Consider the following 12,406-nt stretch of genomic DNA (forward strand, 5'->3'; position numbering starts at 1 on the left):
AACGAGCCGCCACCGGGGAGGATTCGGTCGGCTAAACGGCTGAATGGGTCAGGATCGCACTGTAATCCCCGATCGTCACCCCGTCGGACGCGTCGACGCGGAGCGACGGCGTCCATTGGAACGTCACGTCCGGCCGACTGTTGCTAGCTATCCCGACCACAGGCTTGGTCGTTTCCAACGTCTGCGGCCCAGTGCTGCGGAAGCCCATGGTCTCGGCGCCTGCCGTGTAGGTCACGCCGGATCTGGGGATGGTCTCGGCGCCATGGGTGAAGTCCGAGATCGAGGCGGACACGGTGACCGAGCGTCCGATGCCGCGACGGCGGTCACGCACAGCGGAGACCGCCATCGGGGCGCCGAACTCGTTCTGCCCGTTCACCCAGACCACCGGGGCTGATGTCGGAACGGTCAACTCGAGTGGACCTTCCTCTCCGGCGACGGTGAACGTCACGTCGGTGGTTCCGCTGGCCTCGGCCGAGGCCGCGCCGGCGAGCGATCCGGGAACGGCCGCCGACGCGCACGCGATGGCGCCGACGCCGAGCGCTGCTGCCGTCCTGCGCAACTGGTTCCTCCGGTGAGCTGTACGAAAAACACGGGCTACCGAAACGGCGGTCGAGATGCGTTCGAAGCGACTCATTTCAACAAACAATTGGACGCTTGTCCACAATTTCGCTCGTTCGAGGAACCCTCCGATCCCGGCTCAGACGGCCGAGACGACCTCCTTCGCCCAGCGGTAGTCCGCCTTTCCGCTGGGGGACCTCCGGATCGCCGGGACCACGACGACGGACCGCGGGATCTTGTAGCCCGCCACGTGGGTGCGGCAGTGCTCGGCGATCTCGACGGTGTCGGCGTCGTCGAAGCCGGACCGCAACTGGACCACCGCGGCGACCTTCTCGCCGAACCGGATGTCGGGCGCCCCGGCGACCAGCGCGTCGAGCACCGCCGGATGCGTCTTGAGCGCCTGCTCCACCTCCTCCGGATACACCTTCTCGCCACCGGAGTTGATGCACGTCGAACCGCGACCGAGGAGCGCGATGGTGCCGTCCGCCTCCATGCGTCCCATGTCGCCGAGCACGGCCATCCGCACCCCGTCGACCACGGGGAACGTCGCGGCGGTCTTGGCCTCGTCGTTGTAGTACGCGACCGGGACATGACCCGTGCGCGCGAGGTAGCCCACCTCGCCGGAGCCCGGCTCGATCGGCCGGAACGCCTCGTCCACGAGAATCATGTTGGGATTGTGGCGAATTCGCTTGGTGCCGTCGTCGCCGAACTCCACGATGCCGTCGTTGCCGGTCTCCGACGCCCCGAAGGCGTCCTTGATGACCAGACCCGGGACCATCTCGCGCAGTTCGTCCTTGAGCTTCGGCGAGAACAGCGCACCCCCGGAGCCCATCAGCTTCAGCGAGCTCAGGTCGAAGCGGGCGCCGTGCTCGCGGATCGCCTCGGCGATGGGCCGGGCGATGGCGTCCCCGACCACGGTGATGCCGGCGATCTTCTCGGCCTCGATCAGGCGGAGCACCTCGACGGGATCGAAGGTGCGGGTGAGCACGCGCGGGGCGCCCATGAAGAACGCGGTGAGCAGCGAGTAGATGGCCGCACCGTGCATGAGCGGTGGAATCAGCAGGTAGACCTGTGGTTCGGTGTTGGCGACGGCGCCGGCCACGACCTCCTCGACCGAATGCCGGGACGCACCACCGATGTTCCCGCCGGACAGCGCGGCGTAGTAGAAGTCCTCGTGGCGCCACACGACGCCCTTGGGCATGCCGGTGGTGCCGCCGGTGTAGATCACGAAGTGGTCGTCCGCGCTGCGCGGCCCGAAGCCCCGGGCGTCGGACTGCGCCGCGAGCGCCTCCTCGTAGTCGGCGACGGTGACACCGTCGTAGCCGGCGGGCATCCCCTCGTGCTCGCCGACCACGACGACGTGCCCGATGCCGGGCGCCTGCGGCAGCGCGGCCCCGGCCGGCTCGAGGTACTCGTTCTCGACGATCAGCACCACGCTGTCGGAGTTCGTGTAGAGATAGACCAACTCGGCGTCGGTGTAGCGGAAGTTGACGTTGATGGGAACGGCGCGGATCTTCAGGCACGCCAACAGCGCCTCGACGTACTCCATGCGGTTGCGCATGTGGATCGCGACGTGCCCGCCCGGCTGCACCCCGACCGACTCGAGATGGTGCGCGAGCCGGTTGGCCCGCCGGTCCAGCTCGGCGTAGCTGCGGCGCTCGTCCCCGCACACCACCGGCACCCGATCGGGAATCGCGTCCGTGACGGCTTCGTACAGGTCGGCGATGTTCAGCGTCACGTAGGTCCATCCTCACTGTGCAGTGACCCGGATCACGGGCCCATTCGTTCGGCAAGCTAACACAGTCGAGCGTTTGATGGGGCCAAAATCCTTGTGCCGGTTTCCCGTCAAGATTCCATAAGGACCGCGCGGGGCCCCTTGCGACCGTTGAACAGGCGAGTAAGACTTTGAACATGTGTTCAGCCATGGCCGTTCCTGCGGATCGGGACCTGAATACCCGGGCCCGGATCCGCGACGCCGCGATCCGGGTGTTCGGACGGCAGGGCTTCGGCGCCGGGGTCCGGGCGGTCGCCACCGAGGCCGGGGTCTCCCCCGGCCTGGTGAACCACCACTTCGGCTCCAAACAGGGCCTGCGGGCGGTGTGTGACGAGCACGTCCTCGGGATCATCCTCACCGAGAAGCGCGAGGTGCTCACCTCGACGGGACCGGCCCGGATGCTCGCCTCCCTGAGCGAGATCGACCGATACGTGCCACTCGTCGCGTACCTCGTGCGGTCCTTCCAGGCCGGCGGTGAGCTCGCAGCATCGCTGTTCGAGCACACGGTTACCGGTGTCGAGGAGTACCTCGAGGCCGGCGTCGCGGAGGGTCGAGTGCGGCCCAGCCGCGACCCCACCGCGCGCGCCCGGTATCTCGCGATGAACAGTCTCGGCTCGACGCTGCTGTTCCTGCAGATGCGCACCGAACCCGACGGCTCGGTGGACTACGCCCGCGTGATCCGGGAGATGACCGACGAGATCATGCTCCCCGCCCTCGAGGCCTACACCGAGGGCCTGTTCACCGATTCGACAATGCTCGACGCCTACACCGAGGAGAGAGCATGACCACGATCATCGAAGTCGAGAAGCTGGAGAAGACGTTCGGGTCCACCCGGGCGCTCGACGGCCTGGACCTGACGGTCGGCGAGGGCGAGGTCCACGGATTCCTCGGCCCCAACGGCGCCGGCAAGTCCACCACGATCCGGGTGCTGCTCGGTCTGCTGCGCACGAACGGCGGCACCGCCACGGTGTTCGGCCGCGACGCGTGGCGCGACGCCGTCGACCTGCACCGCGACGTCGCGTACGTGCCGGGCGACGTGACCCTGTGGCCGTCGCTGACCGGCGGGGAGATCATCGATCTGCTCGCCCGGATGCGCGGCGGACTCGACCCGGATCGGCGGGCGGACCTGATCGAACGATTCGACCTCGACCCGCACAAGAAGGCGCGCTCGTACTCGAAGGGCAACCGGCAGAAGGTCGCGGTGATCTCCGCGTTCTCGTCGCGTGCCCGGCTGCTGCTGCTGGACGAGCCCACGTCGGGCCTGGATCCGTTGATGGAGAAGGTGTTCCGCGACTGCATCGCCGAGGCCGGCGCCCGCGGCGTGACGGTGCTGCTGTCGAGCCACATCCTGTCCGAGGTCGAGGCGCTGTGCGAGAAGGTGACCATCATCCGGGCCGGGAAGGCGGTCGAGAGCGGTTCGATCGCATCGATGCGTCACCTCAGCCGCACGTCGATCACGGCCGAACTCACCGGCGACCCAGGCGATCTCAGCCGGATTCCGGGTGTCGAGGACATCCGGATCGACGGCAGCACGCTGCACTGTCAGGTGGACGCCGACAGCCTCGGCGCACTGATCCGCACGCTCGGCGACACGGGCGTGCGCAGCCTCGTCAGCACGCCGCCGACGCTCGAGGAACTGTTCCTGCGGCACTACGAACTCTCCGAGGAGGTGCGGGTATGAGCACCACCGCGGCTCCGACCGCCGTCCGCCCGGCGGCTTCGGCGTCCTCGCATTTCACCGGCACAGGGGCGCTGATGCACCTGGCCCTGCGACGCGACCGGGTGATCCTGCCGCTGTGGTCGATCACCGTCGGTCTGCTGCCGATCGTCTACGGCAAGGCGATCATGGGGCTGTACACAACCCAGAGTCAGCTCGATGCGTTCGCGGCCTCCACCGCGTCTCTGAAGTCCGAAATCGCCTTGGTGGGGCCGATCTTCGGCTCCAGTGTGGGGGCGCTGACGACCTGGCGTGCCGGCTACCTGTTCACTTTCGTCGCGGTCGCCGTGATCCTCACGGTCATCCGGCACACCCGGACCGAGGAGGAGACGGGCCGCACCGAACTGCTCGACTCGACGGCGGTCGGGCGGTACGCGGGCCTGACCGCGGCGCTGCTCGTCGCGGCGCTCGGAACGGCGATCAGTGCCGTCGTCGGCACCCTCGGGCTGATCTCGATCGGAATCGGCGGGACCGGCGCAATCGCGTTCGGCGCAGCCGTGTTCGGGGCCGGTGCCGTGTTCGCCGGCGTCGCCGCGGCGACCGCGCAGGTGAGCGTCGGCGCCCGGCTCGCCCGCGGCATCGCGTTCGGGGTGCTGGCGATCGCCTTCCTGCTGCGCGCCGTGGGCGACGCCGGATCGGGGACGCTGTCGTGGCTGTCGCCGATCGGCTGGGCCCAGCAGCTGCGCCCATACGCCGACGAACGCTGGTGGGTGCTGCTGCTGTCTGCCGTCACAACCGTCGCGCTCGTCGGCGCCGCCTACCGGCTGCTCGCGCACCGGGACCTCGGCGCCGGACTCATCGCCGAACGGCCCGGACCCGCAACGTCGCCGCCGTCGCTGTCCGGTCCCGTCGGACTGGCGTGGCGCTCGCAACGCGGACTCCTGATCGCGTGGACGGTCGGCCTGGCGGTGTTCGCGCTCGTCATCGGTGGCGCCGCACACGGTGTCAGCGATCAGCTGGGAAGCAGCACGGCCGTCACGCAGGCGCTGGCCCGCCTGGGTGGGGCGCAGGCGATCGAGGACTCGTTCATCGCCTTGGCGTTCACCATCTTCGGGCTCCTCGCCGGCGCGTACTCGATCTCCGCGGTGCTCCAACTGCACGACGAGGAGGAGTCCGGCCGCGCCGAGTCGGTGCTGGCCGCTTCCATCGGACGGCCACGCTGGGCAATGAGCCACATCGTGTTCGCGCTCGTCGGCCCCGCCGTTGCGCTCGCGATCGCGGGCCTCGCGGCCGGGATCGCGTACGGGACGTCGATCGACGACGTCGGCGGACAGGTGCCGCGCGTCCTCGGCGCCGCGCTGGTGCAGCTGCCCGGCGTGTGGCTGCTGACCGGGATCGCCGTCGCGATGTTCGGGCTGCTGCCGCGCTTCGCCCCCGCCGCGTGGGGTGTCTTCGGCGCGATGATGGCGCTGTACGTGTTCGGCATGGTCGCCGACGTCCCGCGGCCCCTGCTCGACCTCGTGCCGTTCCTGCACCTGCCGCGGCTGCCCGGCGGCGAGTTCCAGGCCGCCCCGATCGTGTGGCTGCTGCTGATCGCCGCGGCGCTGCTGGCCGTCGGGCTCGCCGCGCTGCGACGGCGCGACCTCCGCTGACCATCCCCTGAACGGGAATTGGCGTCACACTTTCGAGACCGAACCGTGCCGTGAATTCCCGTTCAGGGGTTGCGGCGAGGTTCCTAGACTCGGAATCATGACAGCTTCGCGCGCGTCAGACGAGGTCGTGGACTGGTCCAAGATCGAGGAGCGGGCGCCGTCGGTTGCTCAGCTGTTCGTCGACCGGGTAGCCGCGACACCACATTCCGAGGCCTTCCGGTACCCGAACGGGGACGTGTGGACCAGCGTCACGTGGTCCGATGTGGGCCGACGCGTCCGCACGCTGGCGGCGGGCCTGATCGCGCTCGGCGTCGAGCCCGAGCAGCGCGTCGCGGTCGCCTCCGCCACCCGCTACGAGTGGGCGCTCGCCGACCTCGCGGTGATGTGCGCCGGCGCCGCGACCACCACCGTCTACCCCTCGACGACCGCGTCCGACGTCGCGTTCATCGTGTCGAACTCGGGTAGCCGCATCGTCGTCGCAGAGGACGAGGCCCAGCTCGCCAAGCTCCGCGAGCACCGCGACGAACTGCCCGACGTCCAGCGGGTGGTGCTGATCGACGGCACCGCACCCGACGACGAGTGGGTGATCGGCTTCGACGACCTCGAACGGCTCGGCGACCGACTGCAAGCCGAGCGCCCCGACGCCGTCGACGTGCGCATCGCCGGGATCTCCCCGGACAGCCTCGCGACGCTGATCTACACGTCCGGCACGACGGGCCGACCCAAGGGGGTGCGGCTGCCGCACTCGGCGTGGACGTACGAGGCGGCGTCGATCGACGCGGTCGGCATCCTCGACGCAGACGACCTGCAATACCTGTGGCTGCCGCTGTCGCACGTGTTCGGCAAGGTGCTGCTGACACTGCCGCTGCAGATCGGGTTCCCGACCGCCATCGACGGACACGTCGACAAGATCGTCGACAACCTCGCCGTCGTGAAGCCGACGTTCATGGGTGCGGCGCCGCGGATCTTCGAGAAGGCGTACGCCCGCATCGTCGGCACCGTGAAGGCCGAGGGCGGGGTGAAGGAGCGGATCTTCGACTGGGCGATCGGCGTGGGACTGGCCGCGTCGAAGGCCCGGCAGTCCGGAAAACCGTTGTCGGGCATGCAGAAAGCTCAGCACGCGCTCGCCGACCGGCTGGTGTTCCGGACCATCCGCGAACGCTTCGGAGGCCGGCTGAAGTTCTTCATCTCCGGCTCCGCCGCGTTGGATCGTGATGTGGCGCAATGGTTCGACGCCGTCGGTATCGTCGTCCTCGAGGGCTACGGGCTGTCCGAGACCAGTGCGGCGTCGCTCGTCAACCGGCCGTCGGCGTATCGCTTCGGGACCGTCGGCTGGGTCATCCCCGGCACCGACGCCAAGATCGCCGGTGACGGCGAGATCCTGATCAAGGGTCCCGGCGTGATGAGCGGCTACCACCACAACCCCGAGGCCACCGCCGAGGCGCTCGACGCCGACGGCTGGTTCCGCACCGGCGACATCGGCACCATCGACGCCGACGGCTTCCTGCGGATCACCGACCGCAAGAAGGACATGTTCAAGACGTCCAACGGCAAGTACGTGGCGCCGTCGGCGATCGCCGCGACGTTCAAGGGCATCTGCCCGTACGTCGGCGAGATCATCGTGTCCGGCGAGGGCAAGTCCTACTGCGTCGCCCTCATCAGCCTCGACGGCGAGGCGATCTCAGAGTGGGCCGTCGAGAACGGCATGGGCGACCGGCCGCTGCGCGAGATCGCCACCGCCGGACCGACGGTCGCGATGATGAGCGCCTACGTGGACCAGCTCAACGCCGGCCTCAACCGCTGGGAGCAGATCAAGCGGTTCACCATCCTCGAGCGCGAACTCACCGTCGAGAACGGCGAGATCACCCCCAGCATGAAGCTCAAGCGCAAGAAGGTGGTCGACAACTTCGCCGACCGCATCACCGAGCTGTACGGCTGAGCAGCTTCACCGCCGCGGCCCGCCGATCCCTGACGTCACTCGTCGCGCGGAGTTACCGGTACTTCCGCAGTTCGTGACGCGCGACGCTGCGGATGTGGACCTCGTCGGGACCGTCGGCGATTCCCAGGATGCGCGCGCTCGCCCACATGCGGGCGATCGGGTAGTCGTCGGTGACGCCGCCGCCGCCGTGGCACTGGATCGCCCGGTTCAGCACCGACCTGGCGACCCGCGGGCCGATCACCTTCACCGCGGCGATCTCGATCTGCGCGCCCTTCGCCCCCACCCGGTCGATCATCCAGGCCGTCTTGAGCACCAGCAGGCGGGCCTGCTCGATCTCCATGCGGGACTCAGCGATCCAGGTGCGGACCACGCCCTGATCGGAAATGGGGCCACCGAACGCGTTGCGCGCCATGGTCCGTTGCACCATCAACTCGAGGCCCCGCTCCGCCATGCCGATGCAGCGCATCGCGTGATGGATGCGGCCGGGTCCCAGCCGCGCCTGGGCGATCGCGAAGCCCTCGCCCTCACCGGCGAGCATGTTGCCGACCGGAACGCGCACGTCGGTGAACTGGATCTCGGCGTGCCCCTGCTGGTCGTGGTAGCCGAAGATCGGCAGCGAGCGGATGATCTCGACGCCGGGCGTCGCGACCGGGACGAGGATCATCGACTGCTGCCGGTGCGGCGCGGCCTCCGGATCGGTCTTGCCCATCACCACGAGGATCTCGCAGCGCGGGTCCGCTGCACCCGTCGTCCACCACTTGCGCCCGTTGACCACGTACTCGTCGCCGTCGCGCACGATCGACGTCGAGATGTTCCGGGCGTCGGACGACGCGACGTCCGGTTCGGTCATCGAGAAGCCCGACCGGATCCGGCCGTCGAGCAGCGGCTCGAGCCACCGCTGCTTCTGCTCGTCCGTGCCGAACATGTGGAGGATCTCCATGTTCCCGGTCGAGGGCGCGGAACAGTTCAGCGCCTCGGGCGCGATGTACGGCGACCGGCCGGTGACCTCCGCGATGTGCGCATAGTCCAGGTGCGTCAGTCCGGACAGCGCAGGCAGGAAGAGGTTCCACATGCCCTGCCGCCGGGCCTCGGTCTTGAGTTCCTCGACGATCGGCGGCAGGACGTGGCTGTGCGGCCCGTCGGCCTCGAGTTGCTTCGCGTACACCGCCTCGGCGGGATACACGTACTCGTCCATGAACTTTTCGAGCCGCTCGATGATCTCGCGGGCTTCGGGACTCGGTGACAGATCCACCAGGTGTTCCTTTCGATTCGAGGGTGGAAGGCGGCTATCCGGCGGCGGACGTCAGGACGACCTTGCCGAGCGCACGACGCCCCATCACTACGTCGAGCGCCGCGGCGGCGTCGGACAGCGGGAACGTCTCGCTCACATGTGGTCGGAGAACGCCCCGTTCGTACCAGCCGAACAGCCGATTCATGTTGTCGGCGTTGCGTTCCGGGTTGCGTTTCGCCCACGCTCCCCACAACACGCCGTGCAGGGAGCCCGAGGAGACCAGGAGCCGGTTCATCCCGACCTTGGGGATGTCGCCCGAGGCGTACCCGACCGTCAGGTACCGCCCTCCCCACGCGAGCGAGCGGATCGCCGCCTGCGCGTGCTCTCCGCCGACCGGGTCGTACACGACGTCGACCCCGGCGCCCGTGAGCTCGGTGATCCGCGCTCTCGGATCCTCGCTGGAGTAGTCGATCGTCTCGTCCGCGCCGCGCGCGCGGCACAGCTCCAGCTTCTCCGGGCTCGACGCCGCCGCGATCACCCGGGCCCCGAGGGCCTTGCCGATCTCGACGGCCGCCAGCCCCACACCACCCGACGCCCCGAGCACCAGCAGGGTCTCCCCCGCCCGCAGGTCGGCGCGATCGACCAGGCCGTGGCAGGACGTCCCGTATGTGACGGCGAATCCGGCGGCGTCCGTGTAGGACAGCGAATCCGGGATCGGGAACACCATGGTCGCGGGAACGGCCACCTGCTCGGCGTAGCCACCCATGCCGCAGAACGCGAGCACGCGGGCGCCGACGGCGATACCGGTGACGTCGGCACCGACGGCCCGCACCACCCCGGCCGCCTCGGAGCCGGGAACGAACGGCAGCGGGGGTTTGGTCTGGTAGTTGCCGGACACGATGAGCCCGTCGGGGAAGTTCACGCCAGCAGCGTGCACCTCGACCAGCACCTGATCGGGTCCGACGGTCGGAGGGTCGACGTCCTCGTACCTGAGCGTATCGGGCGTGCCGAGGGCCCGACAGAGCTGCGCCTTCACGGTGCCACCCCGGTGACGAACGTCGCCCACGCCTTGACCGCGAGTCCGCCTGTCTGCCGGGCACAGTCGAGCTCGAGATCGATCTTGCCGACGCCGTCGTCCTCGTATTCCCGCAGGATCATCGCGGTGCAGGTGAGCACGTCGTCGGGCCACACCTGTTCGAGGAACCGGACCCGGTAGGACCGGATGTTCTCGGCGCCGAGCCAGTCGCTCGCGTAGGTCGCGAGCAGCCCGGCCTGGAACATGCCCACCGAGAACGGCGACGGGTACCCGGACGCCTCCGCGAACGTCTGGTCGTGGTGGATCGGGTTCATGTCTCCCGACGCCCCCTGGTAGCGGACGAAGTCGGTCCGGGTGACCGGTCCGACCGTCCAGGGTGCCGGCAGGGTCCGAGTGGTGGTCATGCGTCCTCCGTTGCGGGTCGGGCGGTTTCGACGCCGGTCATGGTTGCGCGGGCCACGACGGTGCCGGTGTCGTCGACGAAGTCGGTGACCATCACCGCGAACGTCAGCTCGCCGCCGCGGCGGCCCTGTTTGGTGTAGACGTCGGTGATGCGGGACGTGCAGCGCAGCCGCGTCCCCGCGGCGGGCGGCGGGCCGAAGAACTCGTACTGCTGCTCGGCGTGCAGCCCGCGTTTGCCGTCGAATTCAACTGCTTTCCAGGGGTTTCCTTCCGGCGGCGCCCAGAAGTTGATGGTGGTGAGGAAGGTCGGTGGCGACACCGCATCCTCACGCTCGAGATAGTCGGGATTCGACGAGTAGGTCGCGACCGCGAACTCCCGGATCTTGCCGCGTTCGACATCGAGGTCGTAGGTCTTACCTTCGGTGCCGACGGCGTCTGCGTTTGCCATGTTCCCTCCAGGGATGTGCGGATCGAATCAGGCGTGCTGACTGCTGACGGAGACGACCTCACCGGTCATGTACGACGAGTAGTCGCTGGCCAGGAACACCATCACGTTGGCGATCTCCCACGGCTCGGCAGCGCGCCCGAAAGCCTCACGCGCACTGAGTTGTCCGAGAAGCTCGTCGGTCGTCACCTTGGCCAGGTGCGCGTGCATCGCGATGCTGGGCGACACCGCGTTGACGCGGATACCGTGCTCGGCCACGTCCAGCGCCGAGCAGCGGGTCAGGGCCATCACGCCCGCCTTCGCGGCGGCGTAGTGCGCCTGACCGGCCTGGGCGCGCCACCCGATCACCGACGCGTTGTTGATGATCACACCGCTGCGGCGCGGCACCATGTGCCGCAGCACCGACCGGGTCGCGCGGAAGGTGCTGGTGAGCGTGACATCGAGGACCGAGTTCCACTCGTCGTCGGTCATGTCCGTCACGCTCGCCGTGCCGCCGAGGCCGGCGTTGTTCACCAGCACGTCGACGGCGCCGTACTCGGCGACCGCACCGTCCATCAGGTCGTCGATCTGTCGCTGGTCGGTCACGTCGCACACGATCGTGAGAGGCCTCGAGCCGAACTCGGACTCGATCCGGTCCGCCGCCTCGGCCAGCCGCCGCTCGTGCCGGTCGCTGATCGTCAACCGGGCCCCCTCGGCGGCGAACCGCTGCGCCGCAGCGAAGCCGATGCCGGTACCGGCGGCCGCGGTGACGACCACGGACCGGCCCTGGACGAGACCGTGCGCCGGGCCCGGGGTGGGTGTCGTGAACTCAGACAAGGCCGCTCATCTCCTGCACCAGCTCGTCGACGGTCCAGCGGGCACCCTTGTCGATGATCTTCCCGTACTGCCAGCCGAGGAACTGTCGGATCTCGCCGCCCTTGGCGTAGAACACCGAACCACTGGCGGGGCACTGCTCGGTGAGCAGGTACGCGACGACCGGCGAGACGTTGCCCGGGTGGTAGACGTCGAACGCCTCCGGGTCCGAGGGCACGGCCACCATGTCCTTGATCCCCGGGACGTCCTCGGTCATGCGGGTGCGGGCGACCGGGGTGATGGCGTTGCAGCGGATCCCGTAGCGCCCCAACTCCTGCGCCAGGATCACCGTCAGCGACGCGATCCCGGCCTTGGCGGCACCGTAGTTGCTCTGGCCGACGGCACCGAGTAGGCCGGAGGTGCTCGACACGTTCACGATCGACGCATTGACGTCGTCGCCGGCCTTGGATCGGTCGCGCCAGTGCGCACCGAAGATCCGGCACGGCGCGAACGTCGCCCGCAGCTGTCCGGTGATGACGTCGTCCCACTCGTCTTCGGCCATGTTGACGAACATGCGATCGCGCAGGATGCCGGCGTTGTTGACCAGTCCGTGCACCTCGCCGAAACTGCCGAGGGCGGTGTCGAGCAGGCTGTTCGCACCCTCGATCGTGGTGACGTCCGCGGCGTTCGCGACCGCGACGCCGCCCGCCGCGGTGATCTCGTCGGCGACGCGCACCGCCAACGCCGGGTCCGATCCCTTGCCGTCCGGACCGGCACCGGTGTCGTTGACGACCACGCGGGCGCCCTCCGCGGCGGCCAGCAACGCGTGCTCGCGGCCGATCCCGCGGCCCGCACCGGTCACCACGATCACACGATTGTCGAGCTGGTTCATCGTCGTCCTCCTGTCTGCATCAAATATT

General features: G+C 69.0%; 12 protein-coding genes. 4 read left to right on the forward strand and 8 right to left on the reverse strand.

Annotation, left to right across the window (positions count from 1 at the left end; all coding sequences use genetic code 11):
• Positions 1-31 precede the first annotated feature (31 nt).
• Positions 32-559, reverse strand: coding sequence for a hypothetical protein (locus ABI214_RS13520; protein ID WP_348603055.1), 528 nt, complete (start codon positions 557-559; stop codon positions 32-34).
• Positions 560-697: 138 nt separating this feature from the next.
• Positions 698-2,296 (reverse strand): acyl-CoA synthetase, encoded by a 1,599-nt coding sequence (locus ABI214_RS13525; RefSeq protein ID WP_348603056.1) that lies wholly within the window; start codon positions 2,294-2,296, stop codon positions 698-700.
• A gap of 185 nt (positions 2,297-2,481) precedes the next feature.
• On the opposite strand from ABI214_RS13525, the gene ABI214_RS13530 reads away from it, so the two are divergent.
• The 4 genes from ABI214_RS13530 to ABI214_RS13545 all read left to right on the forward strand — a co-directional run bounded on the left by ABI214_RS13530 (position 2,482) and on the right by ABI214_RS13545 (position 7,580).
• Complete coding sequence (locus ABI214_RS13530; protein ID WP_348603057.1) at positions 2,482-3,117, forward strand: TetR/AcrR family transcriptional regulator; 636 nt, start codon at positions 2,482-2,484, stop codon at positions 3,115-3,117.
• On the forward strand, positions 3,114-4,013 hold the full coding sequence (locus ABI214_RS13535) for an ABC transporter ATP-binding protein (RefSeq protein ID WP_348603058.1): 900 nt from the start codon (positions 3,114-3,116) through the stop codon (positions 4,011-4,013). Before ABI214_RS13530 ends, ABI214_RS13535 begins: the two co-directional genes overlap by 4 nt.
• Positions 4,010-5,641 carry an ABC transporter permease gene (locus ABI214_RS13540; protein ID WP_348603059.1) on the forward strand — a complete coding sequence of 544 codons (1,632 nt, stop codon included), beginning with the start codon at positions 4,010-4,012 and terminating at the stop codon, positions 5,639-5,641. The genes ABI214_RS13535 and ABI214_RS13540 overlap by 4 nt, the downstream gene beginning before the upstream one ends.
• 97 nt (positions 5,642-5,738) lie before the next feature.
• Positions 5,739-7,580 carry an AMP-dependent synthetase/ligase gene (locus tag ABI214_RS13545; protein WP_348603060.1) on the forward strand — a complete coding sequence of 614 codons (1,842 nt, stop codon included), beginning with the start codon at positions 5,739-5,741 and terminating at the stop codon, positions 7,578-7,580.
• Positions 7,581-7,632: 52 nt separating this feature from the next.
• Here the strand turns inward: ABI214_RS13545 and ABI214_RS13550 are convergent, their stop codons facing one another.
• Genes ABI214_RS13550 through ABI214_RS13575 form a run of 6 tightly spaced genes read right to left on the reverse strand, consistent with a single transcriptional unit; the run spans position 7,633 to position 12,378 of the window.
• The gene (locus ABI214_RS13550; protein WP_348603061.1) at positions 7,633-8,832 is read right to left on the reverse strand and encodes an acyl-CoA dehydrogenase family protein; all 1,200 of its coding nucleotides are present in this window, start codon (positions 8,830-8,832) and stop codon (positions 7,633-7,635) included.
• 34 nt (positions 8,833-8,866) lie between these two features.
• Complete coding sequence (locus ABI214_RS13555) at positions 8,867-9,847, reverse strand: NADPH:quinone oxidoreductase family protein (RefSeq protein WP_348603062.1); 981 nt, start codon at positions 9,845-9,847, stop codon at positions 8,867-8,869.
• The gene (locus ABI214_RS13560) at positions 9,844-10,251 is read right to left on the reverse strand and encodes a MaoC/PaaZ C-terminal domain-containing protein (protein WP_348603063.1); all 408 of its coding nucleotides are present in this window, start codon (positions 10,249-10,251) and stop codon (positions 9,844-9,846) included. The genes ABI214_RS13555 and ABI214_RS13560 overlap by 4 nt, the downstream gene beginning before the upstream one ends.
• Positions 10,248-10,697: an FAS1-like dehydratase domain-containing protein gene (locus tag ABI214_RS13565; RefSeq protein WP_348603064.1), complete on the reverse strand. Its 450-nt coding sequence runs from the start codon at positions 10,695-10,697 to the stop codon at positions 10,248-10,250. The genes ABI214_RS13560 and ABI214_RS13565 overlap by 4 nt, the downstream gene beginning before the upstream one ends.
• A 27-nt stretch (positions 10,698-10,724) precedes the next feature.
• Complete coding sequence (locus tag ABI214_RS13570) at positions 10,725-11,510, reverse strand: SDR family oxidoreductase (protein WP_348603065.1); 786 nt, start codon at positions 11,508-11,510, stop codon at positions 10,725-10,727.
• Positions 11,503-12,378 carry an SDR family oxidoreductase gene (locus ABI214_RS13575; RefSeq protein WP_348603066.1) on the reverse strand — a complete coding sequence of 292 codons (876 nt, stop codon included), beginning with the start codon at positions 12,376-12,378 and terminating at the stop codon, positions 11,503-11,505. Before ABI214_RS13575 ends, ABI214_RS13570 begins: the two co-directional genes overlap by 8 nt.
• Positions 12,379-12,406: the final 28 nt, after the last annotated feature.

The sequence above is a fragment of the Prescottella soli genome, from assembly GCF_040024445.1.
Lineage (GTDB): Bacteria > Actinomycetota > Actinomycetes > Mycobacteriales > Mycobacteriaceae > Prescottella > Prescottella soli.

What these genes read in the sequence shown, in the direction of transcription:
- ABI214_RS13530 (WP_348603057.1), top strand. Translation starts at nt 2,482, where the DNA reads ATGGCCGTTCCTGCGGATCGGGACCTGAATACCCGGGCCCGGATCCGC.
- ABI214_RS13535 (WP_348603058.1), top strand. Translation starts at nt 3,114, where the DNA reads ATGACCACGATCATCGAAGTCGAGAAGCTGGAGAAGACGTTCGGGTCC.
- ABI214_RS13540 (WP_348603059.1), top strand. Translation starts at nt 4,010, where the DNA reads ATGAGCACCACCGCGGCTCCGACCGCCGTCCGCCCGGCGGCTTCGGCG.
- ABI214_RS13545 (WP_348603060.1), top strand. Translation starts at nt 5,739, where the DNA reads ATGACAGCTTCGCGCGCGTCAGACGAGGTCGTGGACTGGTCCAAGATC.
- ABI214_RS13560 (WP_348603063.1), bottom strand. Translation starts at nt 10,251, where the DNA reads ATGACCACCACTCGGACCCTGCCGGCACCCTGGACGGTCGGACCGGTC.
- ABI214_RS13565 (WP_348603064.1), bottom strand. Translation starts at nt 10,697, where the DNA reads ATGGCAAACGCAGACGCCGTCGGCACCGAAGGTAAGACCTACGACCTC.
- ABI214_RS13575 (WP_348603066.1), bottom strand. Translation starts at nt 12,378, where the DNA reads ATGAACCAGCTCGACAATCGTGTGATCGTGGTGACCGGTGCGGGCCGC.